Genomic DNA, 26,050 nt, shown 5'->3' with positions numbered 1-26,050 from the left:
AACAGCCAGGAGCATCGTGAGTAGCGCGAGATGAGCACGAGCGATCGAGTGCGCGCAATCCTGGGCGGCACCATCCAGGCGTACCGGGCCGACCCTGCTTACCAGCACCGCCCCGACGTCCACAACGAACTCGACCGCATCGGACACGCGCTGAACCAGCCGATTCGCATCGCGCTGGCCGGAACGCTCAAAGCGGGTAAATCAACCCTGGTGAATGCCCTTGTGGGCGAGGACATTGCGCCAACGGACGCCACCGAGGCCACGCGGATCGTGACGTGGTTCCGGCACGGGCCGACGCCGAAGGTGACCGCCAACCACCGCGGCGGCAGGCGGTCCAACGTGCCGATCGGGCGCGACCCCGTCGAGGGCGGCCTGACGTTCGACTTCGCCAGCCTCGACCCGGAGGACGTCGTCGACCTCGACGTCGAGTGGCCGGCCGGCGAGCTGATCGACACCACGATCGTCGACACCCCGGGCACCTCGTCGCTGTCGCGCGACGTCTCCGATCGCACGCTGCGGCTGCTGGTGCCCGAGGACGGGGTGCCGCGCGTGGACGCGGTGGTGTTCCTGCTGCGCACCCTCAACGCCGCCGACATCGCGCTGCTCAAGCAGATCGGCGAGTTGGTCGGCGGATCGGCCGGGGCGCTGGGCGTGATCGGTGTGGCCTCGCGCGCCGACGAGATCGGCGCCGGACGCATCGACGCGATGCTCTCGGCCAAGGACGTGGCCAGCCGGTTCACCCGCGAGATGGACCGCACCGGTACGTGCCAGGCCGTGGTGCCGGTGTCCGGACTGCTGGCGTTGACCGCGCGCACGCTGCGCCAGAGCGAGTTCGTCGCGCTGGAGAAGCTCGCGGGCGTCGACGCCGCCGAGCTGACCAAGGCGATGCTGTCGGTGGACCGCTTCGTGCGCGAGGACAGCGCGCTGCCGGTGGACGCGGCGACGCGGGCGGCGCTGCTGGACCGGTTCGGCATGTTCGGGATCCGGATCTCGATCGCTGTGCTGCGCGCGGGCGTCAGCGATTCGGTGGCGCTTGCCGACGAACTCCTGGAACGCAGCGGGTTGGTGGCACTGCGCGACGTGATCGACCAGCAGTTCGCACAGCGCTCGGATCTTCTCAAGGCGCATACCGCACTGCTGTCGCTGCGGCAGTTCGTGCAGAACAACCCGATCTACGCCACGCCGTACATCCTCGCCGACATCGACCCCCTGCTCGCCGATACGCATGCGTTCGAGGAGCTGCGGCTGCTGACCCAGTTACGTTCGCGGCCAACGACTCTCAACGAGGACGAGATGGCTTCGCTGCGCCGGATCATCGGCGGTTCGGGTACGGACGCGGCCAGCAGGCTGGGCCTGCAGCCCGACAACCCCTACGACGGGCCGCGGGCCGCGTTCGCGGCGGCGCAGCGCTGGCGCCGACGAGCCGAACACCCGCTCAACGATCCGTTCACCACCCGCGCGTGCCGGGCGGCGGTGCGCAGCGCCGAGGCGCTGGTGGCGGAGTACGCCGCGCGGGGCAGGTGATCAGGGGGCCGGCGGCGGTGCGGTGATCGTCTCCGTCACGGTGCTGGTCTCCGTGCTGGTGCTCACGCTCGTGCTGACGCTGGTGGTTGTCTCCGTGATGGTGGACGGAGGTGCCGTCGTGGTAGTCGGCGGCGCGGTGGTTGTCGGAGTGACTGTCTCGGTGACCGTCTCCGGCGTCACCGAGGTGGTGGGCGTCGCCGCCCGTGACGTTGTGGTCAGCGGCGTCAGCGTGGTGGTCTCGGTACTGGAGTCGTCGCCGCTGATCAGGTTCGCCAAACCCCAGACGATCAGGGCGATGAGCAGCGCGCCGAGCGCGCCGAAGGCGACCAGCGCCGCAGGCTTGCGGTACCACGGGACCGGCTCCTCGGGCGGCGGGCCGTAGCCACCGTTGCCGTAGCCGCCACCGTCGCCGCCACCGTCGCCGTAGCCGGTGGGGTCGTAGTCCGGGTAGTTCGGATCGTCGTTGGGTCCGTTTCGCGCCACGGGCCGATAGTAGGCCTTACCGGAACGGGTTGAGCGTACGTGTCACATTCGTGCGGGGCGTGCGGCGCGTCGTGCGCTCGGTGGACTCCTCTTCGTCGTCCTCGGTGGTCGGCGATTCGCTGGTGGTCTCGGTTGTGGTTTCGGTGGTGGTCTCGGTGTTCGACGTCGTGGACGGCGTCGTCGAGGGATCCAGCGGTCCGCCGATCTCCGTCGTCTGCGGTGGGCTGGTGCTGGTGACGGTCTGGGTGGTGGTGGGCGTGCCCGACCGGGGCGAGGTCGCCGAGAACGTCGGTTCGACGAAGTTCAGCGGCGCCTGCTCCGGTTCGCCGAACTGGCGCGACATGTAGGCGATGGCCAGGACCAGGATCCCGATGACCGCGAAGGCGAGCACGCTGGCCCCGACGACCGCGGGCGTGCGGTTGTGCCAGGGCTGCGACGAGCCGTTGCGCCCGTCGTCCAAGTCACCGCTGGTCACGGCCACTGATAGTAGCCGCGAGTTGCTCGAAGTGACTCGGTCAGCCGAGCTGCGGGATCACCTCGTGCGCGAAGAACTCCAGATGTGCCAGGTCGGACATATCGAGAAGCTGCAGGTACACCCGCTGCACACCCACCGCGGTCCAGGCGCCGAGCTTGTCGGCGATCTCACCGGGAGTGCCCACCACGGGTGAGTTGCTGCGTAACTCGTCGACCTCGCGGCCGATCGCGGCGGCGCGCCGCGCGATCTCGGCGTCGTCGCGTCCGGCGCACACCACGAACGCCGCCGAATACGTCATCGAGTCCGCCGCGCGCCCGGCGTCCGCGACCGCCGCAGCGACCCGGCCGAACTGCGTCGCGGCCGTGTCCAGTGGCACGAACGGGACGTTGAACTCCGCGGCGTACTTCGCGGCCAGCGCGGGTGTGCGCTTGGCCCCGCCGCCGCCGATGACGATCGGCGGGTGCGGGGTCTGGGCGGGCTTGGGCAGCGCGGGCGAGTCGACGACGGTGTAGTGCGAGCCCTCGTGATCGAACTTCTCGCCGATCGGCGTGGTCCACAGGCCGGTGATGATATGCAACTGTTCGGTGAGCCGGTCGAAGCGCTCGCCCAGCGGCGGGAACGGGATGGCGTAGGCCTGGTGCTCGGACTCGAACCAGCCGGCGCCGAGGCCGAATTCGACTCTGCCCCCGCTCATCTCGTCGACCTGTGCGACGGATACGGCCAGCGGGCCGGGATGGCGGAACGTCGCGGAGGTGACCAGGGTCCCGAGCCGGATGGACGACGTCTCACGCGCGATGCCCGCCAGCGTGACCCACGAGTCGGTGGGTCCGGGCAGGCCGTCGCCGCTCATCGCGAGGTAGTGGTCGGATCGAAAGAAGGCGGAATACCCGAGGTCTTCTGCGGTGCGGGCCACCGCGAGCTGGTCGGCGTAGGAGGCGCCCTGCTGGGGTTCGACGAATACGCGGAAGTCCACCGGGTCAGCTTAGGTCCGGTCTACAACCCCCGGCGGTTCGCCCGGACGGCAGCGACGGTCTCGGCGTCGCCGTCGAAGTCGAGTCGCACGGCGTCCCTACCGGAGATGAACAGCAACAACTCCTGTGGTTCACCGGTGATCGTCACCGACGGGCCGCGGCCGATCGTGGCCAGCACACGGCCCTGCGGAGTGCGCAGCGTCACCCGGGCCGGTGCCTTCGCCAGCGTCAGCCGGGCCATGACGGGCAGGGGGCGGCTCAGCGCCTTGACGATCCCGTCATCGAGAGGCCGTGGCTCCCAACCGGGTTGGGCACGACGTACGTCTTCGTGGTGGATGAACATCTCGCCCATGTTCGCCACCGGGTCGAGCACCTTGAACGGGGAGTACACCGGCGGGCCGGACGCCACCTTGTCCAGGAGATCGTCCCAGTCGGTGGTGGCCGCGGTCTGGCGCTGCACCTTGTCGGTGTAACCGGCCAGGGCCGGGATCGCGATGCCCGGCATCGCGTCGAGCCTGCGCTCGCGCAACACGAGATGTGCGGCGAGGTCGCGCGTGGTCCAGTCCCCGCACAGCGTCGGGGCGTCGGGGCCGGCGTCGCGCATGGTCGTCACGAGGGCGGCGCGTTCGCGCCGGGCTGCGGTCATCGCGGCGATTCTGCCATCGCCGCATAGCCGTCGGCCAGTGCTCGCAGTTGCCCGGCGCCGTCGCCGGCGTAGGACGCCCCGTGCATGACGGCCAGCGTGGTGGGGTCGAGTTCGGCGAGCCCGTGCAGCGTCGGTTGCAGGTTCGAAGTGAGCCCCGTGGCGTGGAAGAACTCCTCCGCCTCGAGGGCAGGAGCGACGATGTCGCTCTCGGTGAGGGCAGGGCAGGTGCCGACGTGGGTGAAGAGGTCGCCGGCGAGCAGCGTCGACGTCGTCTCGTCGAACCACAGGCCCGCCTCCCAGTTGTGCGGGACGTGTGGCGTGGCGATGAAGCGCAACCGGTGCCCGCCGATGTCGTGCACGCCGTTCTCCGGTGCGACGACCGGCGGACGGTCGCACATGTCGATCAACGACACCATGCAAGCCAGGCCACTGTGGATGACCTCGGCGTGTGGGGCGGCGTCGAGAAACAGGTTCACCGCGCCGCACTCGTCGGCTTCGAGGTGCCCGAACGACAGCCACCGCAATTTCTCCACCGGTGTCACCCGGTTGATCGCCTCCGACACCAACGGGAACAACTGCCGGTGCCCGCAGTGGAAGAGGAACGGCTCGTCGCCGGTGAGCAGGAACTGGTTGAACGTGAACCCGCGCTCGGTGACGTCGGGCAGGTAGGTGGACAGCCGGTAGACGTCCGTCCCGATTTCGTCGACGGTGGTCTGCATGCCTCGATGGTCCGCCGAATTCCGCGCCGCGTTGGCGGATTGAGCACGCTGAGTCGGACGTCGTCGGGGGAAGGGTCGAATGGCCCTAGGTCGCCGGCGGCGCCGTTCTTACGTTGGGCTCAAGGCTCGACGTCGGCAGCGCAGTCAGGAAGGACGGCACCAGTGGACGAACGTCCCACGAAGATCGTGGTTCTGACCGGCGATCCCCACCGGAAGGTGGTGATCGTGCCCGGTTGCCACCTCGACTCGCTGCGGCAGGAAGGCAACTCCTACTTCTTCGAGGACGGCAACGAGTTGGTGGGTATGACCGTCGAAGGCGGAACCGTCGAATTCGACCGCGACGAGCGCGCCTACATCGTGCGGCTCACCGACGGGCATCAATAGCCGAACGTCGAAGGCCGCCGCCGATGTCAGCGGCTGATGGTGGTGCGGCTCAGATGGTCGACGAACCAGTCCCGGGCCAGGGCGGCGACCTGGGCGAGTGTCCCCGGCTCCTCGAAGAGGTGGGTGGCGCCCGGGACGACGACGAGCCGGCAGTCGCCGCCTATCGCGGCTTGGGCTCGTCTGTTCAGCTTCAGCACCACGTCATCGCGCCCGCCGACGATCAGCAGGGTGGGGGCGAAGACGTCGCGCAGGTGACGGCCCGCCAGGTCGGGACGGCCGCCACGAGACACCACGGCCTCCACCTTCACCCGCGGATCCGCGGCCGCGGTGAGCGCCGCGCCGGCGCCCGTGCTCGCCCCGAAATACCCGACCGGCAGCGCCGCGGTGTCGGGCTGGCCGGCGAGCCAGCAGGTGACGTCGAAGAGGCGACGCGCCAGCAACTCGATGTCGAAGACGTTGGCGCGGTTGCGTTCCTCGGCCGGGGTCAGCAGGTCGAAGAGCAGCGTGGCCAGCCCGGCGTCGTTGAGGACCTCGGCGACGTACCGGTTGCGAGGGCTGTGCCGGCTGCTGCCACTGCCGTGCGCGAACACCACGATGCCGCGTGGCCCCTCGGGGATCAGCAGGTGCCCGGCCAGCTCCACCGGTCCGGCGCTCACCCGGACTTTCCCGTCGCGCAGCGGCGGGTCGTCTGCGGGTGCCGCCACGTCGTCGCGGAACCCGTCCCTGGCGCGACCGAGCAACGCGACCACTTCGTCGTCGGAGGTCTGCGTGAAGTTCCGGTAGCCCTGTCCGACGGCGAAGAACAGTTCGGGCGTGCGCAGACAGACGACTTCGTCGGCGTAACCGGCGAAGCGCTCGACGATGTCGGGCCCGCCGATGGGAACCGCCAGCACCACGCGGCGTGCGCCCTTGGCCCGCGCCACCTGGCAGGCCGCCCTGGCGGTCGCACCGGTCGCCACGCCGTCGTCCACCAGCACCGCCGTGCGCCCGGCCAGCGACACGGGATTGCGTCCGTCGCGGAAGCGTGCCGAGCGACGCTGCAGTTCGGCGCGCTGCTTGACCTCCACGGCAGCCATCTCGTCCTCGGACAGGTGCGCCTCACGGACGACGGCCTCGTTGATCACCCGCACGCCGTCTTCGCCGATCGCGCCGAAGGCCAACTCGGGCTGGAACGGAACGCCAAGCTTGCGTACCACGAGGACGTCCAGCGGTGCCGCAAGTGCCTTGGCCACCTCGAAGGCGACCGGGATCCCCCCTCGCGGCAAGCCGAGCACGACGATGTCCTGCCCCCGCAGCGGTTCGAGCCGCTCGGCGAGCCGGCGCCCGGCATCGAGCCGATCTTCGAATCGGGTCATCGGCCCAGTGTGTCGCGCGGGCAGGGCCGAACCGCAGGGCCCTTTGGCCATTTCCCACGGGACCAACGCCTTTTGGCTGAGCGTCGCCGCGGTGCGATCGTCTGATTGCGGGCGATCTGCGGGTGGTGGTCGACAGTGGCCGGTGATGGACACGTGGTGACGCTGCTGTTGGGTGGCGACGTCATGCTCGGCCGCGGCGTCGACCAGATCCTGCCCCATCCCGGTGATCCCGAACTGCGCGAGTCCTACATGCGCGACGCCAGGGGGTACGTCGGTCTGGCCGAACGCGCGAACGGGCCGATCACTCGACCGGTGGACTGGTCGTGGCCCTGGGGCGAGCTGTTGACCGTGGTGGCCGACGCTGCTCCCGACGTGCGGCTGATCAACCTGGAGACCACGATCACCACCGGCGAGGACTTCGCCGAACACAAGCCGGTGTGCTACCGGATGAACCCCGACAACCTGCCGGCATTGACGGCTTTCCGGCCGGACGTGTGCACACTGGCCAACAACCACATCCTCGATTTCGGTCGTCGTGGGCTGAGCGACACCGTCGCCGCCTGTGCGGGGGCGGGGATACAGGGCGTTGGGGCCGGCAGCGATACGACCGCCGCTCGCCGCCTTGCGGCGGTGACGGTGCGTGGACACCGGGTCCTGGTTGCCTCGGTCGCGATGCCGTCGTCCGGCGTCCCCGCAACCTGGGCTGCACAACAGGATCGATCGGGTGTGTGGTGGCTTCGGGATTCGTCTCGGCGCTCGGCCGACGAGCTGGCGGCGCTGGTGCTGGAGCGCACCGACGGCGGGGACATCGTGGTCGTCTCGGTGCACTGGGGGTCGAACTGGGGGTACGGGATCGAGCCGAGCGACATCGCGTTCGCGCATCGACTGGTCGATGCCGGTGTCGACGTCGTCCATGGGCACTCGTCGCACCATCCGCGCCCGCTCGAGATCTACCGCGGGAGAACGATTCTGTACGGTTGCGGCGACGTGATCGACGACTACGAGGGCATCGGCGGCCACCGGTCGTTTCGCAGCGAGCTGCGGCTGCTGTATCTGGTGTCCGTCGATCCCGGTAGCGGAGAAACGGTTGCGCTGCAACTCATTCCGGCACGCGTACGGCGGATGCGCCTGGAGCGGGCGTCATCGGATGACACCGAATGGTTACGCGCCACCGCCGAACACACGAGCCGCCACTTCCACACTCAGGTCGCCGTGGGACACGATGGCCTGCTCGAGGTCACATCGCGCTGAGGCCGGCGCTCAGTCTTCGGCGTCCTCGTCCTCGTCCTCGTCCTCGATGATGTGCATCGCGGCTTCTTCGGCCGAGGCCGCGCCGCCGCTGACACCGACGTCGTCGGCGACCATGTCCGCCTCGTCGTCCTCGCCGAAGCCCATGTCCGGTGCGACCAGTCGGCCGGCCCGCACGCGACCGACCTCACCGTGCTCGGGGAACTCGGCCTCGCGCTCGGCGTAGTCGGAGCGTTCCGTCTCGGCATCGTCGAGCACGCTGTTCAGCCGCGACGCCGGATCCGGTTCCTCCTCGGCGAGAAGCTGGTCCATGTCTTCCGACGGCCCGAAGGCGCCCCGCGCCCAGGGGCGTTCGGGCGGCGAGTAGCCCTCATCGAGCGGGTCGTTCGTGCCGCGTTCGACGAGGGTGTCCTCAGCCGGTAGCTGGTCCTCGTCGTCCCCGCCGTACTGTCCTGCCGCCGGGCCCGTTCCGTATGAGGTCGTCATACCCCGATTCTGGGTTCCGGCTCGGCCGGCGTCGTAGGGCCAAATGGCCTTGAAGTGCGGGGCGACGGTGTGCGGTCACAAGTCAGCTGTCGGCTTGGGTGAGCTCACCGCCCCACACCGCTCGCGCGCCGGAGTCGCCGATGCGGATCACCGTGACGATCGAGGAGATCCCGACGACCAGCGCAACCAGCGCCACTGCGACGTTGGCCACCGGACGACCCTTGTCCGACCGCCCCTCGAGCCTCTGCAGGATGGCCAGTGCGACGGCTACCGCCACCATGGCGATCGAGAAGTAGATCATCCATTCGCCACGCTCGGCGTGCGTCTGCAGGATCTCGCCGGGGTTCTGTTCGCGGTTGTACAACCACTCGCCCGCCTCGACGGTCAACGGTGTCAGCACCAGCGTGACGACGGCGAGCGCCAGAACCAGCCAGACAAGCCGGCGCCGTGCCGCCGGCCATATGGCGCAAAGAATTTCGAGCACGGCCGTGAGTGGTGCCAGCACCACGACGAAGTGGACGAACAGGACGTGGGCGGGCAGGCCGGAGATGACGGTCACGGCGCTCCTCGAGTCGACTGGACGGCTGGACGATAGCGCACTCGCCTGAGGTGGACCCTTCCATTCACCGGCCGGCGGGCAGGTCCACTCGGCCGGTTGCTTGGCGCGGATGCCGGGTGACGGCCAGAGCCGACATCCCTATCGCGTAGGTCGACAGCGTACGCATGGGTCGAATTGCGATGAAGCACATCTCGCCCCCCTCCGAGACGATGCGCCGCTCCGCTCGCAGGATCCGCCGGAGAAACCACGTCGACCGGAAGGCCGCGATCGCTGCGGGGTCGTCTGCGCTCAGAATTGTTGCGGTGGCGCGGAATTGCACGGCCGACGGCGGAAACAGCGGGATGCCACGGCGGGGGACGGGGATCACGAACGCCACAGCGGGCGCTCTTCGGATGTTCGCGACCTTGACGGTGCTGGTCCTGGTGGTCACGTAGAGCCGTAGGGGTTGCGACGGGGGCGACACCGCGTAGACAACCCCTGTCGCGTGCGGATGCCCCTGCCGGCTCAACGTCGATAACGTGCCGAAGGTGCGACCCCGGATCGCCCGCTCGACGTGTTCGAAGCACTGGTGGTGATCGGAACTGTTGACCATCTTTCCTCCTCGCCGATCCGGGTGCGACCGTACGTTCTTTATGAATTCTTCACGCAATGAACAACCAGGCCATACCGGACCGCGGGATGCTGATCTTCGCGAACGGGGCTCGGACGGGGGTGGACATGACCACAACTGTTCTTCACGTCGGCGGCCTGCATTGGGCGACCTCCGAGGCCTCCGTCGAAGCCACGTTGCGTCGCAGGCCGGGTGTCAGCTCGGTGCAGGCCAACGCCGCCAACCAGACCGCGACCGTCACCTACGATCCGGCGCAGACGTCGGTCGAGCAGTTGACCGAATGGGTGAGGGACTGCGGGTTCCATTGCGCCGGAAGGTCGGTGCCCAACCACGTCTGCGACCCGATGTGCGAGGCGCATGACGACCACGACGCGCACGCGGCCACCCCCACCGAGTTGATGGGTCACGGTGGCCACGCCGGCATGTCGATGGACGCGATGGTCCGGGACATGCGCAACAGGTTCCTCGTCGCCCTGCTGCTGTCGATCCCGATCATGCTCTGGTCGCCGATGGGCCGCGACATGTTCGGCTTCGATGTGCCGGCACCGTTCGGTCTGCGCGACGACGTCTTCGCCCTTCTGCTCAGCCTGCCGGTCGTCTTCTATTCGTCCTGGATCTTCTTCGACGGAGCGTGGCGGGCGCTGCGAGCGCGCACCTTGGACATGATGGTGCTCGTCGCGGTCGCGATCGGGGCGGGCTGGCTCTACAGCCTCGGCGTCACGCTCACCGGCGGGGGCGAGGTCTTCTACGAGGCCGCATCGGTGCTCGCGACGTTCGTGCTGCTCGGGCACTGGTTCGAGATGCGGGCACGAGGCGGCGCCAACGACGCCATCCGCACTCTTCTCGAGCTGGCGCCACCGATGGCGGTGGTGCTGCGCGACGGCGAACCGGTGGAGATCCCGACGGCCGAAGTGGTGGTCGGCGATCTCCTGCTGATCCGCCCGGGCGCGAAGATCCCGATCGACGGGACCGTGGAGGCGGGCCATTCCGAAGTCGACGAGTCGATGGTCACCGGTGAGAGCCTGCCGGTACCGAAGGATTCGGGTTCGACGGTGATCGGCGCCTCGATCAACACCACCGGCACGCTTCGGGTGCGTGCCACCAGGGTGGGCAGCGACACCGTCCTCGCGCAGATCGTGCAAATGGTGCAGGAGGCGCAGAACTCGAAGGCGCCGGGGCAGCGACTGGCCGACCGGGCGGCATTCTGGCTGGTGCTCGTCGCGCTCATCGGCGGCACCGCCACCTTCCTGGTGTGGTGGGCGGTGGGTGCCGGGGTTCAGACCGCGCTGCTGTTCGCCATCACGGTCGTCGTGATCACCTGCCCGGATGCGCTCGGGTTGGCCACCCCGACCGCGATCATGGTCGGCACCGGGATGGGCGCCAAGCGCGGAGTGCTGTTCAAGAACGCCACCGCGCTGGAGACGTCGGCGCGCATCGACACCGTCGTGATGGACAAGACGGGCACGTTGACCAAGGGTGAGCCGGAGGTCACCGACCTGATCGTCGACGGCATCGCCGAAGAAGAGCTCCTCGGCCTCCTGGCGTCGGTCGAGTCGGCCTCGGAGCACCCGCTGGCCGCGGCGATCGTGAGGTACGCGGCTGACCGTGGCATCAAGCCGTCGGCGATCGACGACTTCCGAAATGTGCCCGGCCACGGAGCGATTGGGACGGTGCAGGGCCGACCGGTGGCGGTCGGCAACCGCAAGCTCATGGTGGAGGAACGCGTCGACTTCGGTGTGCTGATGGAGCGTCGTGACGAACTGGCCTCGAGTGGCCGGACGGCGGTGCTGGTGGCTGTCGACGGGCGCGCGGCCGGGGTCATCGCGCTGGCCGACGCGGCGCGGGAAACCTCGGCCGGCGCGGTCGCCGCCCTGCACGACCTCGAAGTCGAGGTGGTCATGCTCAGCGGGGACAACGAGGCCACCGCCCGCCGCATCGCGGGGCAGTTGAACATCGACACCGTCATCGCCGAAGTGCTGCCCGGTGACAAGGCCGGTGAGATCTCCGCCTTGCAGCGGGCGGGTCAACGGGTCGCGATGGTCGGCGACGGCGTGAACGACGCTCCCGCCCTGGCCCAGGCCGATCTCGGTATCGCCATCGGCGCGGGGACGGACGTCGCCATCGAAACCGCCGATGTGGTGTTGATGCGTTCCGATCCGCTCGACGTGCCGACAGCGCTGCGCATCGGGCGGGGGACATTGCGCAAGATGCGCCAGAACCTCGGCTGGGCAGTCGGTTACAACGTCATCGCCCTGCCGATCGCCGCAGGCGTCTTCGAACCGGCGTTCGGCCTGGTGCTGCGTCCGGAGATCGCCGCGTTGTCGATGTCGGGTTCCAGCCTGATCGTCGCGGTCAACGCGCTGATGCTCAAGCGGCTCAAGCTGCCCGGGCCGGATCCGGCGAGGCGGTAGACCCGCGCTACGGACGCGGCGCGTTCCTCGGGGTCGCCGTCGGCGTCGGCGGTTGTCCGGGATCCCACTGGCCGGGAGGACCCATCTGGCCGGGTTGCGGGCCCATGCCGGGGCCCATCATGCCCGGTCCCATCATGCCGGGGCCGGGCATCTCGTTCCATCGGTCGTGGTGATAGTCGCGGTCAGTGCTGCGGCCGATGTAGAACCCGGAGAAGAACACCACCGCGACGATGAACACCGCCGCGGCGGCGATCCCGGTCCACGCCAGGATCTGGTTCACAGGACGCTGCTGGGTGGCCGCGGCGGTCCGCTCGGGCACCGTTTCGGATGGTTCGGACATCTCGTTACCCCCTGCCTGCACCGGGTTTGTGCGGCAGTGCTCAGGATGCGCTTCACCGGTGTGGCCGCGTAGGGCCGATAGTCCACACCGCCGAATCGAAGTGACATGGGGCCCTATCCCATCGGGCTGCCGCGGCGTGGGCTGTCAACGGGAGTGCACAGCGACCGGGAAGGGGCCGACGATGCTGACCTTGGAATCAGAGATGACCGTCGAAGGTCTGACCGGACGCGAGATCACCGACTTCCTGCTGGAGTGTGACGACGACAGGTATCAGGCGTGGTGGCCTGGCACGCACCTCGAACTGCATGTGCTCGAGCACGGAGCCGGCGACCACGTCGGTGCCGTGGTGCTGATGGACGAATACGTCGGATCCCGGCACCTGCGGATGGTGGGCAGGGTAGAGACCGCCGTGCCGGGCGAGCAGATCGTGTGGCGTCTCGGCTGGAGCCGGCTCCCGCTGCCCGTCCGGTTGATCCTGACATTACGGACGCAGGAACGCGCAGTTCATCTGCGCCACACCATCACCGCGGGATGGACAGGGCCGGCGCGGGTGCTCGACCCGCTGTGGCGCCTGTACCTCTCCCCGGCATTCGCAGGCGCCATGGACCGGCATGTGCATACCGAGTTCCCGTTGCTACGCGACCTGCTGCACCGCGAGCGGGCCGAGGCGCCGTGACCGACGGGGCCGCCGTCGCGTGGGAACGGGTGCTGCTGGACCGGCTGCGCGCCAACGCGGTCGGCGCGTCGTGCTGGTCCGCCAGGGCGCGGTCACCGGCCTACCGATGAAGCCGCGAGGCGCTAATTGTGCTGTCCGCAGGGCTTCTTGCCATCACCGGGGGCCATGGTGGCGGGCTCGTCCTCGGCGAGGGTGAAGTAGTTCTCCTCCTCCTGCAGGAAGTGCAGCCGCAGCACCGCGTGCAGGCCGTACAGGCACGCGAGCAGGTCGTCGAGCTGGTCGGGCTGAATTCCGTTGCTCGCCTTGGCGAGTTCGATGTGGGCGGCGATGCGGTCGGCCAGCCGGCGGATCTCGGCGTGCGTCCTGCTCATCGTGGCCGTGGCTTCACCGCTGCCGAGTGGAAGGGCCAGCGCGGGGTAGAGCCCGAACTCCTCCGCCTGTTCGTGCGGGAGGATGCGCTCCTCGAGGAAGGTGTTCGCGCGGATCACCGACTCCAGGGCGTCCGAGTCGATTCCCGTGACCAATCGGTCGGCCGCGTCGCGGAGCAGATCGACGGTGTCGCGCAGTTCGTCGTGCTCGGCCGCGAACCGCCGCAGCATGTCCTCGGTTTCGGCGGGCAGCTCGACCTCGACGTCGGGATTGCCGCGCAGTGCACGCAGTGCGTTGAGGATCACCGCCACATCGATGCCCTCCTGCAGCAGCGCGCCCGCTGCAGGCGGGAGCCAGCCGAGGGCGGCAATCACCATGGCCGCCAACGACAGTGCCATGCCGACCACCGCACTCTGGACGGCGATCCGCCGCGACCACCTGGCGATGTCCATCGCATCGGCGAGGCGGTCCAGACGATCCGTCGTCAACACGATGTCGGCGGCCTCCGAGGACGCGGTTGCGCCGCGCGCACCCATCGCGACACCCACCGTGGCCGCCGCCAGAGCCGGGGCGTCGTTGACGCCGTCACCCACCATCACGGTCACGGCCCGTTGTTTCTCCTCCCACACGGCGGCGACCTTGTCGGCCGGGGTCTGCTGCGCGTAGACCTCGTCCAGCCCCAGCACGGTGGCGACCTCGCGCGCGGGTTCGGCGCGGTCGCCGGTCAGCATCACCAGCCGGTCCAGCCCGGCCGATCTCAGGCGGCGCACCGTGCGAGGAGCGTGCCGGCGCAACGGATCCCGCAACAGCACGGCGCCGGCGAGGTCGCCGTCGATGCGCACCCACGCGATCGCCGCCGAATCCAGGCTCGCCCGGTTCACCGCCGCCCGCGCCCAGTTCGCGTCGCTGCTCCCGTCCGCCAGCTTCCCGACCTCGATGCGATGACCGTCGACGGTGCCCGTGACACCGCGGCCGGCCTGCTCCACCATTTCGGTTGGCAGGGAAGGCTTGAGGCCGCGGGCCAGGGCTTCGGTGACGATCGCCTCGGCCAGGACGTGGGGCGACATCTGGTCCACCGACGCCGCCAACCGGAGGATCTCGGCGGCGTCTCGTCCGGGGGCGGCCAGTATCCCCACGACGACGGGGCGGCCCATCGTCAGTGTGCCGGTCTTGTCCATCACCAAGGTGGTCGCGATCCCCAGGGACTCCAACGCACCGCCGCTGCGGATCACCACGCCGTGGCGGGAGGCACGCGACAGGCCGGAGACGATCGCCACCGGTGCGGCGAGAAGCAGCGGGCACGGCGTGGCCACCACCAGGACCGCGACCGCCCGCACCGCCGACCCGGTCGCGAACCAGGCCCCACCGGCAATCAGGAGCGTCAACGGCAGGAACCAGGCCGCGTACCGGTCGGCCAACCGCACAATCGGCGCATTCTCGGCGCGCGCCTCTTCGGCCAGGCGCACGATGCCCGCGTAGGTGCTGTCCTTGGCGGTGGCGGTGGCCCGGAGCTCGAACGGGCCGCCCGCGTTCACCACGCCGCTGCGCACCGGCTCGCCGGACCGTCGCTCCACCTGGACGGACTCGCCGGTCAGCACGGATTCGTCCAACACGGCCACCTGGTCGGCGACGCGTCCGTCGACCGGCACGGTCTCGCCGGGGCCGACGACCAACAGGTCGTCGACCGCAACGTCGGCGATCGGGACGACCCGGACCTCCGTGCCGACGCGCCGGCGGGCGAATCGTGGCGCATGCTCGAGCAGCGCGCGCAGGTCGTGGGAGGCGCGGCGTTCGGCGGCGGACTCGAGGGCGTGCCCACCCGCGAGCATCACCGCGATCAACGCGCCGGCCAGATATTCGCCGACGAGCAGGGTGCCGACCAGCGACAACACCGCGATCACATCGACGCCCAGCCGCCCCTGCCGCAATGCCGAGACCACCCAAAGCACCGAAGGCACCACCGCGACCGCTGTGCCCACGATCCAGCTGACGTCGGCCGCTTCGCGCTGTCCGATCAGCCAGAGGATCCCCCCGGCGGCCAGCGCCCCGACGGTGAGGATCACCAGCGCCGGCTCGCGCAGCGATCGCCAGCGCGCGGTGATCCCCTGCGTGCGCTCCACGCCGTCAATCCTGCCCGCGCCGACCGCAGAACCCCAGCGGATTCGGCCACCTCACGCCCGGCGAAAGTCCCCGCCGCGGGGGGCGAAAGTCCCTCCGCGGCCTCTGTGCCGCCAACGTCCGGGGTATTGGAGACCCGCCGCTCGCGCGCGGGGGAACAAACTCGCGGAGCCCGCCGTTGACCACATCGACACTTGAGTGCAGAAGACTCAAGTCTGGGTTGACAGGGTAAGGTCTGACGACGCAGTCTTGAGTGCGATGCACTCAGACCCTTAGCAAGACTATTCAGGAGGAACAAACATGGCTCGTGCGGTCGGAATCGACCTCGGGACCACCAACTCCGTCGTCGCGGTGCTGGAGGGTGGCGACCCCGTGGTCGTCGCGAACTCCGAGGGCTCCCGCACCACGCCGTCGGTCGTGGCGTTCGCGCGCAACGGCGAGGTGCTGGTCGGTCAGCCCGCCAAGAACCAGGCGGTTACCAACGTCGACCGGACGATCCGTTCGGTCAAGCGTGAAATCGGAACCGACTGGTCCGTCGAGATCGACGACAAGAAGTACACCGCACCGGAGATCAGCGCGCGCGTGCTGATGAAGCTCAAGCGCGACGCGGAGGCCTACCTCGGTGAGGACATCACCGACGCCGTGATCACGGTGCCCGCCTACTTCAACGACGCTCAACGCCAGGCCACCAAGGACGCTGGCCAGATCGCGGGCCTCAACGTGCTGCGCATCGTCAACGAGCCGACGGCCGCCGCGCTGGCCTACGGCCTCGACAAGGGCGAGAAGGAGCAGACGATCCTGGTCTTCGACCTCGGCGGCGGCACCTTCGACGTCTCGCTGCTCGAGATCGGCGAGGGCGTTGTCGAGGTGCGTGCCACCTCGGGCGACAACCATCTCGGCGGTGACGACTGGGATCAGCGCATCGTCGACTGGCTCGTCGACAAGTTCAAGAACAGCGCGGGCATCGACCTGACCAAGGACAAGATGGCGATGCAGCGGCTGCGCGAGGCGGCCGAGAAGGCCAAGATCGAGCTGTCGAGCTCGCAGAGCACCTCGATCAACCTGCCCTACATCACCGTCGACTCGGACAAGAACCCGTTGTTCCTCGACGAGCAGCTCACGCGGGCCGAGTTCCAGCGCATCACCCAGGACCTGCTGGACCGCACCCGCAAGCCGTTCCAGTCGGTGATCGCCGACGCCGGCATCTCGGTCGCCGATATCGACCACGTGGTGCTGGTCGGCGGTTCGACGCGCATGCCCGCGGTGTCCGATCTGGTCAAGGAGATGACCGGCGGCAAAGAGCCCAACAAGGGCGTCAACCCCGACGAGGTTGTCGCGGTGGGCGCCGCGCTGCAGGCCGGCGTGCTCAAGGGTGAGGTGAAAGACGTTCTGCTGCTTGATGTCACGCCGCTGTCCCTCGGCATCGAGACCAAGGGCGGCGTGATGACCAAGCTGATCGAGCGCAACACCACGATCCCGACGAAGCGTTCGGAGACCTTCACCACGGCCGACGACAACCAGCCGTCGGTGCAGATCCAGGTGTATCAGGGCGAACGTGAGATCGCCGCGCACAACAAGCTGCTCGGCAGCTTCGAGCTGACCGGCATCCCGCCGGCGCCGCGTGGCGTGCCCCAGATCGAGGTCACCTTCGACATCGACGCCAACGGCATCGTGCACGTGACCGCCAAGGACAAGGGCACCGGCAAGGAGAACACGATCCGCATCCAGGAGGGCTCCGGCATCTCCAAGGAGGAGATCGACCGGATGGTCAAGGACGCCGAGGCGCACGCCGAGGAGGACCGCCAGCGTCGCGAGGAGGCCGACGTCCGCAACCAGGCCGAGTCGCTGGTGTACCAGACGGAGAAGTTCGTCAAGGAGCAGCGGGAGGGCACCGGCGATGGGGCCGGCGGCTCGAAGGTGCCCGAGGACACCTTGAGCAAGGTCGACGCCGCGATCGCCGAGGCGAAGACGGCGCTCGAGGGCACCGACATCGCCGCGATCAAGGCCGCGATGGAGAAACTGGGCGTCGAGTCGCAGGCTCTCGGCCAAGCCATCTACGAGGCCACCCAGGCCGAGCAGGCGACAGGCGGCGAGTCCGGCGGTGCGGCCGGTCCCTCCCAGGACGACGTGGTGGACGCCGAGGTCGTCGAAGACGACTCCGACAAGGACAGGGAGAACAAGTGACCGAAAACGATCCGCACGAGCCGGTGACCGTCACCGACAAACGGCGCATCGATCCGGTCACCGGTGAAGTGAGAGAAGCAGACTCCGGGCCGGCCCCCAAGGGGCCGGCGCCGGACGAGTTCGTCGGAGAGAGCCCGGAGGAGGCCGACAAGGCCTCGGAGTTGCTCGCCGATCTGCAGCGCGTGCAGGCCGACTTCGCCAACTACCGCAAGCGGGCCCTGCGCGACCAGCAGGTGGCGACCGACCGGGCCAAGGCCTCGGTGATCATGCAGTTGCTGCCCGTGCTCGACGATCTCGACCGCGCCCGCAGCCACGGCGACCTGGACTCCGGACCGCTGAAGGCCGTCGCCGACAAGCTCGTCAACGTCCTCGAGGGCCTCGGCCTCTCGCCGTTCGGCGACGAAGGTGACGACTTCGACCCCGCGCTGCACGAAGCCGTGCAGCACGAGGGCGAGGGCACTCATCCGATCGTCGGCACCGTGATGCGGCGGGGCTACAAGGTCGGCGAGCAGGTGGTGCGCCACGCCCTCGTCGGCGTGGTGGACACGGTCCCCGACGGCCCTGAAACAGAGGCCACGACCGATAACACCGGCGAGTCCCCAGCCGAGGCCGCAGAATAAATCCAACGACTAGTCGAAGGTGAGGAGGTGACGCGGTATGGCTCAGCGCGAATGGGTCGAAAAGGACTTCTACAAGGAGCTCGGCGTCTCCTCTGACGCCAGCGCCAAGGAGATCAAGGCCGCCTACCGCAAGCTCGCCTCGGAGTTGCACCCGGACAAGAACCCTGCGGGCGCCGAACGGTTCAAAGCCGTCTCCGAGGCCTACAGCGTGCTGAACGACGAGGCAAAGCGCAAGGAGTACGACGAGACTCGGCGGCTCTTCGCCAACGGCGGGTTCGGCCGCGGCCGGTTCGGAGGTGGCGGCGGTGGTTTCGGCGGATTCGGTGGCGAAGGCGTCGAGTTCAACCTCAACGATCTGTTCGACGCCGCCGGCCAGACCGGCGGCGCGAACATCGGCGATCTGTTCGGCGGGCTCTTCGGTCGCGGTGCTCAGCAGCCGCGGCCGAGCCGGCCGCGGCGCGGCAACGACCTCGAGACCGAGACGGAGTTGTCCTTCCTCGAGGCCACCAAGGGCGTGGCGATGCCGCTTCGGCTCACCAGCCCGGCGCCGTGCACGAATTGCCATGGCAGCGGGGCGCGTCCGGGCACCAGCCCGAAGGTGTGCGCGAATTGCAACGGCTCCGGGGTCATCAACCGCAATCAGGGTGCCTTCGGGTTCTCCGAGCCGTGCACCGAATGCCGGGGCAGCGGGTCGATCATCGAGCACCCGTGCCAGGAGTGCAAAGGCACGGGCGTGACGACCCGTACCCGCACCATCAACGTGCGGATCCCGCCCGGCGTCGAGGACGGTCAGCGAATCCGGTTGGCCGGACAGGGCGAGGCGGGCCTGCGCGGCGCGCCGTCGGGCGACCTGTACGTCACCGTGCACGTGCGCCCCGACAAGGTGTTCGGGCGCGACGGCGACGACCTCACCGTCACCGTTCCCGTCGCTTTTCACGAGTTGGCACTCGGCACAACGCTTTCCGTGCCGACCCTGGAGGGCAAGGTCGGGGTGCGGGTGCCCAAGGGGACATCCGACGGCCGGATCCTGCGGGTGCGCGGCCGCGGCGTACCGAAGCGCTCCGGCGGACACGGCGACCTGCTGGTGACGGTCAAGGTGGCGGTGCCGCCCAATCTGGAAGGCGAGGCGGCCGAGGCGCTGGAGACCTATGCGAAAGCGGAGCGGGCCAGTGGCTTCAATCCGCGGGCCGGATGGGCAGGTGCGTAATGGCTGCCAAACGGTCCAGCGAGGAGGCGCGCACCTTCTTGATCTCCGTGGCCGCCGAGTTGGCAGGCATGCACGCGCAGACGCTGCGCACGTATGACCGGCTCGGCCTGGTGCGCCCGCAACGCACGTCGGGCGGCGGCAGGCGGTACTCACAGCACGACGTCGACCTGCTGCGCGAGGTGCAGCGGCTGTCGCAGGACGAGGGCGTCAACCTCGCGGGCATCAAGCGCATCATCGAGCTGACCAATCAGGTCGATGCGCTGCAGGCCCGCGTGCGCGAGCTGAGCGAAGAGGTTGAGGCACTGCGTTCGCAGCCGCGCGCCAAGAGCACCGCCTTGGTGGTCTGGCAGCCGCGTAACAAGCGCTAGCCGACCCTGATCGAGAACCGCGCGGTCGCCGGCTCGCCGGGGACCGCGTACCGGAAGCCACCGCGCCGCAGCGCGTCGGTGGGCGCGGACATCGGTTCGATGCCGATGACGGCGTCGTCGGGTGGCGCGAACAGTTGCGCTGCGGGATAACCCTTTTCGAACACCACGTCGATGCGCCGGTCGCCGCCGGCGAGGGTGAACACCGCCCCGTCGGACACCTGGTCGAAGCCGTCGTCGTACTGGGTGGACCCGAGGGCGCTCGTCGCCGCCTCCCAACTCGAATGAGTGCCGGTGGGAATGCCCCTGTCGTCGACCGGCAGATGGCGCATGGCCGGGGTCGTCAGCACCCACTGCTCGCGAGGCACCCCGGGGATCGTCAGGTAGGGGTGGTAGCCGAAACACAGGGGCACCCGCGCGGACGTGGTCGGCATGACCGTGGTCTCGATGGTCAGGGTGCGGTCGGCGAGCGTCACGGTCTGGAACAGCAAGTGCGGGAACGGGAATGACGCCAGCAGCCGCGGCAGTCCGCCGAAGTCGAGTACCGCGGTCAGGCTGTTGTCGGAGCGTGCGGTGACCAGCCAGCCGGGGTGGGCGCCGAGCACGCCGTGCATCGGTGCACCGTGCGGGTCGGTGCGCACGCCGCCCTTGCCCGGGGTCAGGCTCACGACGGCTCCGTCGACCTCATAACCGTTGGCGCTCAACCGGTTCGCCCACGGGTAGAGGATCGGAATACCCAACGTCTTGCCGTCGGTCACATAGGCGGCCAGGCCGCGACGCTGGCCAAGCAGCTCGGTGGCCCCGTCGGACAGCGACGTGCCGATCATCCCCGCCACCGGCACGAACGTCGCCGTCAGATCCGACGACTGATCCCTCAGGCTCACCGTCTCGAGCTCCACCATGACCACGAAGCTACCGCCGGAATTGCACTCAGGGTCGTGATGCGCGCCGAATCGCGACCCTGAGTGCAATTCCGGCGTTAGTCGTAGACGATGACGGCGCGGCCGATGAAGTCGCCGCGGCCGAGCGCGTCGATGTGGTCGTTGACCTCGTCGAAGCGCACCGGCGTCACGGAGTCCTTGATCTTGCCCGCCTCGGCGAGCGCGACGACCTCGGTGAGGTCGTTGTAGTTGCCCCAGAACGACCCGAACAGGGTGTACTCGCGGCTGACCAGCGGGAACAGCGAGATGTCCACCCGGTTGCCGACGAGCCCGACCGAGGCGACGGCACCCTCGGTCGCCAGTAACGCGAACGCCAGCCGGATGCTCTCCTCGGCGCCCGCGCATTCGATCACCGCGTCGAACTCCCGCCTTCCGGTGGCCTGCTCGAGGGCAGCGCGCACCTCGTCGTCGGATCTGCCGCCGATGTTGATCGTGTGGTCGGCGCCGTTCTGCGTTGCCAGCGCCAGCTTCTCGTCGTTGCGGGCCAGTGCCACGACGGTCGCACCTGCGCCGAGCAGCTTCGCGTACTGGACCCCGTAGGCGCCAAGGCCGCCGATGCCCATGACGGCCAGCGTCGTTCCCGGACCGAGCACCCCGGCTGCCCGCAGCTTCTTCAACCCGCGGTACGGCGTCAACCCGGCGTCGGTGAGCGGCGCCAGCGACAGGGGCGACATGGCCGTGCCGACCTTGATCAACTGCTGGTGGGCGACCGGGACGTACTCCTGGTAGCCGCCGTGCGGTCCGAAGCCGATCCAGTGGCCCTGATTGCAGATGTGCTCGTTGCCGCGGTGGCACTGCCGGCACGAGCCGTCGCCCAATGGCCCGAAGACCACCACCTGATCGCCCTCCGCCAGCCCGGCCGCCGCGGGAACGTCGGCGCCGATCCGGTCGACGGTGCCCGCGATCTCGTGTCCCGGCGTGGCGGGCAGTGGCATGTCCGTGCCGAAGTAGCCGTCGATGAGCTGGAAGTCGGTGCGGCACATGCCCGCTCCGCCGACCTTGACGAGCACCTGGTTGGGCTCGATGTCGGGGATCGGGATCTCCTCGAGCCGCAGCGGCTGCCTGTATCCGTGCATGCGTGCGGCCCGCATCTTCGCCATGGGCGCTCCTCGACCGAGTTGATCTTGGTCGGAGTGTAGAGAAAGTCGCGCTGCGCCGCTCAGCTTGCCAGCGGGTCGTGCTGGATCCGCTCGGCGGGCGCGCCCTTGGCGGTCAGCGCGTCCTTGGTGGCGGTGACCATCTGCGGTCCACCGCAGATGAGGATCTGACGATCGCCCCAGTTGCCGTACCGCGTCACGACATCGGGGAGCGTGCCGGTCTGCCGGACGTGCAGGCCCCGCGGCGGTTGCACATCGGGATAGTCGGCCGCCCAGGGCGGGTCGACGGTGAACTCCGACACCGGGGTGACCGACAGCCACGGGTTCTGCGAGGCGATCTGCCACAGCGTGCGCAGGTCGTAGAGGTCGCACGGGTAGCGGCCGCCGAAGAACAGATGAACCCGCGGGTTCACCCCGAACCGGGTGAGGTCCATGATCAGGGTCCGCAACGGGGCCAGGCCGGTGCTGCCTGCGACCATCAGCACGTCGCCGCCGTCGCGGTCGATGTGCATGCCGCCGTGCGGGCTGGACAGCCGCCACCGGTCGCCGGGCCTGGTCTCGCCGACGATCGCGGTGCTGACCATCCCGCCGGAGACCGAGCGGATGTGGAACTCGATGGCACCGCCGCGATCGGCCGGAATCGACGGGCTCAAGTAGCGCCACCGGCGGGGCCACTGCGGTACCTGGACGGTGACGTACTGGCCGGGGTGATAGAACAGCGGGCGGTCCATCTGCAGGCGAACCACCGAGACGTCCCGGGTGGCGCGGATGTGCTCGACCACGGTGCCGTCGCAGAACGGCGGCCCCTTCTCGGCGTCCGCAGCGCCGCGCATCACCCCGGTCATCAGCGCGACGGCGTCGTTCGCCGCCTCGGCGAGCTTGTCGTCCCAGCTATCGTTCAGATGCGTTCGGAACGCGTGGTACAGAGCGTCCTGCATGGTGTCGTAATGCTGTTGTGTAACACCATATTTGCGGTGATCGCGGCCGAGCTGGGCGAGGAAGCCGACCGGTTCCTGGGCCCGCTGGGCGACGAGTTCGCCCAGTACATAGGTGACGGCGTGCGCGAACGCGGTGCGCTGCGCGGCCATGTCGGGCGGGAACAGATCGCGCACCGAGGTGTCGATCGCGAACCAGCGGGTGTAGAAGGCGCGGACCAGCTCATCGGAGCCGGGCGCGGGATCGACCGCGTCGCGCAGCATGCGCAGCGCGTCACGGTCGTCGAGTCCCACGCCGCCCGAGTGTAAGTCAGGCGGTGGCCGGAGCCGCTCGGCCGGCGACATCCGACTCGGCCCTGCGCCTGCCGAGTGCGGCGAGCACCACCAGCGCGGCTCCCAGCGCCACCCAGCAGGTCAGTACGAGCACCGGAACCGTCGCACCCGCACCGTCGAAGAACGCCGCGGACCGCAGCAGCGTGGCGCCTGCACCCTGAGGCAGCCACTGCCCGAACTCACCCCAGCCGCTCGGAAGCAGTTCCGGCGCGCTGGTCAGCCCCGACAGCGGGTTGCCGATCAGCAGGGCCGTGGCCGCCCCGAGCGCCAGGCCGACGCGGCCGAACAGCGAGCCCAGGCCCAGCAACGTCAACCCGGTCGCCAGCACGCCGAGCGCCAGGGCGCCGCTGACGCCCCAGAAGTTCGCGTCGATCGAACCGAGCACCCAGCGCAGCAACCCGGCGATCGTCAGGCCGGCCACGCCCGAGAAGGCCACGACCGCGGTCAGGCGGGTCCAGATCTCGCGCCGGAGCACGAAGATCAGCGCGACCGCCGGCAGCAGGCCGGCCAGGGTGATCGGCAGCGCAGAGGCGGCCAACCCCGCACCCCGGGGATCGTCGGCGGTCGGCGGCGCCAGATCCTCGACGCGCAGTTGAGCACCGGTCTGCTGGGCGATGCCATTGCCGATCTGGGTCAGGATCTGGGCGACCATCGGGCTGCCGCCGGTGGCGATCAGCAGCGTGCGTCCCTCCGGGCCGAACGCGATGCCGCCGTAGACGTCGCGGTTGCGGATCGCTTCGCGCAGCGCCTCTTCGCCGGGGTAGTAGGTGAGCGCGAACGCGCCGGGTGCCTGCTTGTCCATGATCGCCGCGACTTGTCCGCTGGCCGCCTGCGGTCCCGCCGCGCCGATCGGCACGTGGTGCGGGGCGGTGTTGGCCGCGGGCAGCGCGAAGGCGAGCGCGACGATCGCGATGGCGACGGCGAGCACGACGACGATGCCGGTGGCGCGGATCGCCGCGGGCGGTTCGTGTACCGGCGAGCCATGGTGAGCCGGCCGTGGGGCCGTGTCTGTTGTCATGAGCCGAACCCTTTTCATCGTTGTTGAATTAATGCCGCACCGGGAGCGTAACTCGGCGCCGCCTCGATTTCAACATCTATTGAAATGTTACTGTCGACACATGCCGCCATCAGCGACGACAGCCAAGCGCCGGGGGCGACGCCAAGGAGAGCCGGTGTCGCGTGAGGCGGTGCTGGCGGCGGCGAAGAAGCGGTTCGCCACCGAGGGCTACGAGAAGACGACCCTGCGGGCGATCGCCCGCGACGCCCACGTCGACCCGTCGATGGTGCTCTACCTCTTCGGCTCGAAGGCCGGCCTGTTCCGGGAATGCCTGCAGCTGATCTTCGAGCCGCAGCGGTTGGCTTCGGCCATCGCGGGCGGCCCCGGCCACGACCCCGACATCGGCACCCGCATGGTGCGTACCTACCTGTCGATCTGGGAGTCGCCTGATACGGGACCGACGATGGTGACGATGCTGCACTCGGCCACGTCGAACTCCGATGCGCACGAGGCCTTCCGCGGATTCATTCAGAACTACGTGCTGACCGCGGTGTCCGGCGTGCTTGGCGGCGACGAGGAGGCCAGGCTGCGCGCGCTGCTGGCCGCGAGCCAACTGGTCGGCACCGCGCTACTGCGCTACGTGATGAGGATCCCGCCGCTGGCGACCCTGCCCGGCGACGAACTGGTGGCGCTGATCGCGCCGACGGTGACGAGGTATCTGACCGCCGATGCGGAGGAGTTAGGGCTTCCGGGCCCGTCCTGACCCGGCCCTGACTTACGTCAGAGGCCGTGAATTCCCTTGTAGGCCACCAGAAGTCCGATCACGATGAGAATGGCCACCACCAGGGTGGCGTGCTGGCGCTCCATCCACTCCTTGAGGCGCGTGAGCGGTCCGTCGAGGCGGTCGCCGGAAACGGCGTAGGCCAGGATGGGCACCGCCACGGTCGACCCGGCCGCCGCGACGAACCAGGCGACGCCCAGCCACTCCTGCGGAGTGTCGGCGCCTGCCGTGCCGATCGCCAAACCCGCTGCGGCGCAAATCAACAACACCTTGGGGTTCACGACGGTCAGTGCGACCGCGGCGGCACCCGCGCGCAGCGGCGTGAGCTTGCCGAGTCCCTGCATCCACTTCGGCGTGTGTGCCGACTTTCGCCGCGTCAGCCAGCGGTAGACGCCAAAGACGATCAGCGCGGCGCCGACGATGATCCGCAACCAGGAGGCCCAGCCCGGCGGCTTGTCGCCGCGCCCGCCCGCCAGGCTCGACACCTGCAGGAACAGGATCGTCAGGGCGGCCAGCCCGATCAGCCAGCCGGCCAAGAACGACAGCCCGGTCGGGCGCGGCCGCGCGGTGTGGAGCACCAGCACCGCCGGGATGATCGACAACGGCGAGAGCGCGACGACCAACGCCAGCGGGATGAGTTCGGTCAGCACCTACACAGCTTGCCCCGTGTGATAGCGGCACGCCTTCCACTGCGCGCCCTCGCGCAGGAACTCGATGTCGAGCGTCTTGTCGTGATGGGCCGCGACGAACCGCACGTTGGCGATCGCCGAGGAAGCGGGGCTGCCGCCGACCGAGATCGAGTTGACGGTGATCCGGGTCGGCCCGTCGCTCCTGCGGCTCTCGCGCCAGCCGGCCTCGAACCCTTCGGCCTCACGCATGTCGGCACACAGATGCGCCGCGAACCCGCCGAAGTCGGAGCGGTTGTACGAGCCGTTCATCCCGTCCAGCACGGCACGCACCGCGTCCTCGTCGCTGCCCGCATGCGCGGGGACCGCGAAGAGCAAGGCCGGGACAGTCACGATCGCCGGCAGGCCCGCAGCACGCATGCTGAAAGCCTGACCCATGAGGAGCGTGCGGCCAGGTACGCCGCAGTGGCGTGTTGCCGACGAATCCGCACAGTCGGGCCGTAAGCCCCTAGTCGCGGTCGTCGGAAAAAAGTTAAACTTGAGCGGAACAGACTCAAGATTGATGACGTTGAACAACGCGAGAAGCATTT

Annotated in this window: 27 protein-coding genes; 10 read left to right on the top strand and 17 right to left on the bottom strand. The window is 69.1% G+C overall.

Annotation, left to right across the window (positions count from 1 at the left end; genetic code table 11):
- Nucleotides 1–30: 30 nt before the first annotated feature.
- Nucleotides 31–1,524 carry a dynamin-like GTPase family protein gene (locus tag ABGB19_RS11290; RefSeq protein ID WP_347686029.1) on the top strand — a complete coding sequence of 498 codons (1,494 nt, stop codon included), beginning with the start codon at nt 31–33 and terminating at the stop codon, nt 1,522–1,524.
- On the opposite strand, the gene ABGB19_RS11285 is transcribed toward ABGB19_RS11290, so the two are convergent.
- From ABGB19_RS11285 to ABGB19_RS11265, 5 genes are read right to left on the bottom strand one after another with little or no spacing between them, the layout of a single operon-like run.
- The gene (locus tag ABGB19_RS11285; RefSeq protein ID WP_347686028.1) at nt 1,525–2,007 is read right to left on the bottom strand and encodes a hypothetical protein; all 483 of its coding nucleotides are present in this window, start codon (nt 2,005–2,007) and stop codon (nt 1,525–1,527) included. It lies immediately after the preceding gene.
- Between the two features lie 16 nt (nt 2,008–2,023).
- A complete protein-coding gene (locus tag ABGB19_RS11280; RefSeq protein ID WP_347686027.1) occupies nt 2,024–2,482 on the bottom strand; it encodes a hypothetical protein in 459 nt (152 codons plus the stop codon).
- 40 nt (nt 2,483–2,522) lie between these two features.
- Nucleotides 2,523–3,455 (bottom strand): LLM class F420-dependent oxidoreductase, encoded by a 933-nt coding sequence (locus tag ABGB19_RS11275; protein ID WP_347686026.1) that lies wholly within the window; start codon nt 3,453–3,455, stop codon nt 2,523–2,525.
- Between the two features lie 20 nt (nt 3,456–3,475).
- Nucleotides 3,476–4,099, bottom strand: coding sequence for a TIGR03085 family metal-binding protein (locus ABGB19_RS11270; protein ID WP_347686025.1), 624 nt, complete (start codon nt 4,097–4,099; stop codon nt 3,476–3,478).
- Nucleotides 4,096–4,818, bottom strand: coding sequence for an MBL fold metallo-hydrolase (locus ABGB19_RS11265; RefSeq protein ID WP_347686024.1), 723 nt, complete (start codon nt 4,816–4,818; stop codon nt 4,096–4,098). Before ABGB19_RS11265 ends, ABGB19_RS11270 begins: the two co-directional genes overlap by 4 nt.
- A 162-nt stretch (nt 4,819–4,980) precedes the next feature.
- Here ABGB19_RS11265 and ABGB19_RS11260 point away from each other — a divergent pair, with 162 nt between their 5' ends.
- On the top strand, nt 4,981–5,202 hold the full coding sequence (locus ABGB19_RS11260) for a hypothetical protein (protein WP_347686023.1): 222 nt from the start codon (nt 4,981–4,983) through the stop codon (nt 5,200–5,202).
- A gap of 26 nt (nt 5,203–5,228) precedes the next feature.
- On the opposite strand, the gene ABGB19_RS11255 is transcribed toward ABGB19_RS11260, so the two are convergent.
- Entirely contained in the window at nt 5,229–6,557 is a 1,329-nt protein-coding gene (locus ABGB19_RS11255) for an alpha/beta family hydrolase (protein WP_347686022.1), read from the bottom strand.
- Nucleotides 6,558–6,692: 135 nt separating this feature from the next.
- Between ABGB19_RS11255 and ABGB19_RS11250 the strand changes: the two genes are divergently transcribed.
- Nucleotides 6,693–7,808: a CapA family protein gene (locus ABGB19_RS11250; protein WP_347686021.1), complete on the top strand. Its 1,116-nt coding sequence runs from the start codon at nt 6,693–6,695 to the stop codon at nt 7,806–7,808.
- Between the two features lie 9 nt (nt 7,809–7,817).
- Here the strand turns inward: ABGB19_RS11250 and ABGB19_RS11245 are convergent, their stop codons facing one another.
- The 3 genes from ABGB19_RS11245 to ABGB19_RS11235 all read right to left on the bottom strand — a co-directional run bounded on the left by ABGB19_RS11245 (nt 7,818) and on the right by ABGB19_RS11235 (nt 9,442).
- Complete coding sequence (locus ABGB19_RS11245) at nt 7,818–8,291, bottom strand: DUF5709 domain-containing protein (protein WP_347686020.1); 474 nt, start codon at nt 8,289–8,291, stop codon at nt 7,818–7,820.
- Between the two features lie 82 nt (nt 8,292–8,373).
- The gene (locus tag ABGB19_RS11240) at nt 8,374–8,850 is read right to left on the bottom strand and encodes a DUF2231 domain-containing protein (RefSeq protein ID WP_347686019.1); all 477 of its coding nucleotides are present in this window, start codon (nt 8,848–8,850) and stop codon (nt 8,374–8,376) included.
- Nucleotides 8,851–8,914: 64 nt separating this feature from the next.
- The gene (locus ABGB19_RS11235; RefSeq protein WP_347686018.1) at nt 8,915–9,442 is read right to left on the bottom strand and encodes a pyridoxamine 5'-phosphate oxidase family protein; all 528 of its coding nucleotides are present in this window, start codon (nt 9,440–9,442) and stop codon (nt 8,915–8,917) included.
- Between the two features lie 125 nt (nt 9,443–9,567).
- On the opposite strand from ABGB19_RS11235, the gene ABGB19_RS11230 reads away from it, so the two are divergent.
- A complete protein-coding gene (locus ABGB19_RS11230) occupies nt 9,568–11,871 on the top strand; it encodes a heavy metal translocating P-type ATPase (protein WP_347686017.1) in 2,304 nt (767 codons plus the stop codon).
- A 7-nt stretch (nt 11,872–11,878) separates the two neighbouring features.
- Here ABGB19_RS11230 and ABGB19_RS11225 read toward each other — a convergent pair whose 3' ends face one another.
- Nucleotides 11,879–12,211, bottom strand: coding sequence for a hypothetical protein (locus ABGB19_RS11225; protein ID WP_347686016.1), 333 nt, complete (start codon nt 12,209–12,211; stop codon nt 11,879–11,881).
- 181 nt (nt 12,212–12,392) lie between these two features.
- Here ABGB19_RS11225 and ABGB19_RS11220 point away from each other — a divergent pair, with 181 nt between their 5' ends.
- Nucleotides 12,393–12,887, top strand: a complete 495-nt coding sequence (locus ABGB19_RS11220; protein ID WP_347686015.1) for a hypothetical protein — start codon at nt 12,393–12,395, stop codon at nt 12,885–12,887.
- Between the two features lie 122 nt (nt 12,888–13,009).
- On the opposite strand, the gene ABGB19_RS11215 is transcribed toward ABGB19_RS11220, so the two are convergent.
- Nucleotides 13,010–15,376, bottom strand: coding sequence for a heavy metal translocating P-type ATPase (locus ABGB19_RS11215; protein ID WP_347686014.1), 2,367 nt, complete (start codon nt 15,374–15,376; stop codon nt 13,010–13,012).
- A gap of 298 nt (nt 15,377–15,674) precedes the next feature.
- Here ABGB19_RS11215 and dnaK point away from each other — a divergent pair, with 298 nt between their 5' ends.
- Genes dnaK through ABGB19_RS11195 form a run of 4 tightly spaced genes read left to right on the top strand, consistent with a single transcriptional unit; the run spans nt 15,675 to nt 19,753 of the window.
- Nucleotides 15,675–17,558 carry a molecular chaperone DnaK gene (gene dnaK / locus ABGB19_RS11210; protein WP_347686013.1) on the top strand — a complete coding sequence of 628 codons (1,884 nt, stop codon included), beginning with the start codon at nt 15,675–15,677 and terminating at the stop codon, nt 17,556–17,558.
- Entirely contained in the window at nt 17,555–18,178 is a 624-nt protein-coding gene (grpE, locus tag ABGB19_RS11205; RefSeq protein WP_347686012.1) for a nucleotide exchange factor GrpE, read from the top strand. Before dnaK ends, grpE begins: the two co-directional genes overlap by 4 nt.
- A gap of 37 nt (nt 18,179–18,215) precedes the next feature.
- A complete protein-coding gene (gene dnaJ / locus ABGB19_RS11200) occupies nt 18,216–19,385 on the top strand; it encodes a molecular chaperone DnaJ (RefSeq protein WP_347686011.1) in 1,170 nt (389 codons plus the stop codon).
- Entirely contained in the window at nt 19,385–19,753 is a 369-nt protein-coding gene (locus ABGB19_RS11195; RefSeq protein WP_347686010.1) for a helix-turn-helix transcriptional regulator, read from the top strand. Before dnaJ ends, ABGB19_RS11195 begins: the two co-directional genes overlap by 1 nt.
- On the opposite strand, the gene ABGB19_RS11190 is transcribed toward ABGB19_RS11195, so the two are convergent.
- From ABGB19_RS11190 to ABGB19_RS11175, 4 genes are all read right to left on the bottom strand, one after another.
- Complete coding sequence (locus ABGB19_RS11190) at nt 19,750–20,652, bottom strand: aldose 1-epimerase (RefSeq protein WP_347686009.1); 903 nt, start codon at nt 20,650–20,652, stop codon at nt 19,750–19,752. The genes ABGB19_RS11195 and ABGB19_RS11190 overlap by 4 nt on opposite strands.
- 77 nt (nt 20,653–20,729) lie before the next feature.
- On the bottom strand, nt 20,730–21,791 hold the full coding sequence (locus ABGB19_RS11185) for an NAD(P)-dependent alcohol dehydrogenase (protein ID WP_347686008.1): 1,062 nt from the start codon (nt 21,789–21,791) through the stop codon (nt 20,730–20,732).
- 59 nt (nt 21,792–21,850) lie between these two features.
- A complete protein-coding gene (locus ABGB19_RS11180; RefSeq protein ID WP_347686007.1) occupies nt 21,851–23,017 on the bottom strand; it encodes an FAD-binding oxidoreductase in 1,167 nt (388 codons plus the stop codon).
- Between the two features lie 16 nt (nt 23,018–23,033).
- Nucleotides 23,034–24,074, bottom strand: a complete 1,041-nt coding sequence (locus tag ABGB19_RS11175) for an ABC transporter permease (RefSeq protein WP_347686006.1) — start codon at nt 24,072–24,074, stop codon at nt 23,034–23,036.
- A gap of 100 nt (nt 24,075–24,174) precedes the next feature.
- Here ABGB19_RS11175 and ABGB19_RS11170 point away from each other — a divergent pair, with 100 nt between their 5' ends.
- Entirely contained in the window at nt 24,175–24,816 is a 642-nt protein-coding gene (locus ABGB19_RS11170; RefSeq protein ID WP_347686005.1) for a TetR family transcriptional regulator, read from the top strand.
- A 17-nt stretch (nt 24,817–24,833) separates the two neighbouring features.
- Here the strand turns inward: ABGB19_RS11170 and ABGB19_RS11165 are convergent, their stop codons facing one another.
- Complete coding sequence (locus tag ABGB19_RS11165) at nt 24,834–25,484, bottom strand: GAP family protein (protein ID WP_347686004.1); 651 nt, start codon at nt 25,482–25,484, stop codon at nt 24,834–24,836.
- The gene (locus ABGB19_RS11160; RefSeq protein WP_347686003.1) at nt 25,485–25,880 is read right to left on the bottom strand and encodes a transcriptional regulator; all 396 of its coding nucleotides are present in this window, start codon (nt 25,878–25,880) and stop codon (nt 25,485–25,487) included.
- Nucleotides 25,881–26,050 lie beyond the last annotated feature (170 nt).

This window comes from Mycobacterium sp. B14F4 (assembly GCF_039871645.1).
Classification (GTDB): domain Bacteria; phylum Actinomycetota; class Actinomycetes; order Mycobacteriales; family Mycobacteriaceae; genus Mycobacterium.
This window is presented reverse-complemented; position numbering and strand designations above follow the sequence as displayed.

Bases quoted from the DNA above. Each gene is read 5' to 3' on its own strand.
- ABGB19_RS11270 (WP_347686025.1), bottom strand. From the start codon at position 4,099: ATGACCGCAGCCCGGCGCGAACGCGCCGCCCTCGTGACGACCATGCGC.
- ABGB19_RS11245 (WP_347686020.1), bottom strand. From the start codon at position 8,291: ATGACGACCTCATACGGAACGGGCCCGGCGGCAGGACAGTACGGCGGG.
- ABGB19_RS11225 (WP_347686016.1), bottom strand. From the start codon at position 12,211: ATGTCCGAACCATCCGAAACGGTGCCCGAGCGGACCGCCGCGGCCACC.
- ABGB19_RS11175 (WP_347686006.1), bottom strand. From the start codon at position 24,074: ATGACAACAGACACGGCCCCACGGCCGGCTCACCATGGCTCGCCGGTA.
- dnaJ (WP_347686011.1), top strand. From the start codon at position 18,216: ATGGCTCAGCGCGAATGGGTCGAAAAGGACTTCTACAAGGAGCTCGGC.
- ABGB19_RS11170 (WP_347686005.1), top strand. From the start codon at position 24,175: ATGCCGCCATCAGCGACGACAGCCAAGCGCCGGGGGCGACGCCAAGGA.
- ABGB19_RS11230 (WP_347686017.1), top strand. From the start codon at position 9,568: ATGACCACAACTGTTCTTCACGTCGGCGGCCTGCATTGGGCGACCTCC.
- ABGB19_RS11160 (WP_347686003.1), bottom strand. From the start codon at position 25,880: ATGCGTGCTGCGGGCCTGCCGGCGATCGTGACTGTCCCGGCCTTGCTC.
- ABGB19_RS11290 (WP_347686029.1), top strand. From the start codon at position 31: ATGAGCACGAGCGATCGAGTGCGCGCAATCCTGGGCGGCACCATCCAG.
- dnaK (WP_347686013.1), top strand. From the start codon at position 15,675: ATGGCTCGTGCGGTCGGAATCGACCTCGGGACCACCAACTCCGTCGTC.
- ABGB19_RS11265 (WP_347686024.1), bottom strand. From the start codon at position 4,818: ATGCAGACCACCGTCGACGAAATCGGGACGGACGTCTACCGGCTGTCC.
- ABGB19_RS11220 (WP_347686015.1), top strand. From the start codon at position 12,393: ATGCTGACCTTGGAATCAGAGATGACCGTCGAAGGTCTGACCGGACGC.
- ABGB19_RS11190 (WP_347686009.1), bottom strand. From the start codon at position 20,652: ATGGTGGAGCTCGAGACGGTGAGCCTGAGGGATCAGTCGTCGGATCTG.
- ABGB19_RS11195 (WP_347686010.1), top strand. From the start codon at position 19,385: ATGGCTGCCAAACGGTCCAGCGAGGAGGCGCGCACCTTCTTGATCTCC.
- ABGB19_RS11235 (WP_347686018.1), bottom strand. From the start codon at position 9,442: ATGGTCAACAGTTCCGATCACCACCAGTGCTTCGAACACGTCGAGCGG.
- ABGB19_RS11255 (WP_347686022.1), bottom strand. From the start codon at position 6,557: ATGACCCGATTCGAAGATCGGCTCGATGCCGGGCGCCGGCTCGCCGAG.
- ABGB19_RS11185 (WP_347686008.1), bottom strand. From the start codon at position 21,791: ATGGCGAAGATGCGGGCCGCACGCATGCACGGATACAGGCAGCCGCTG.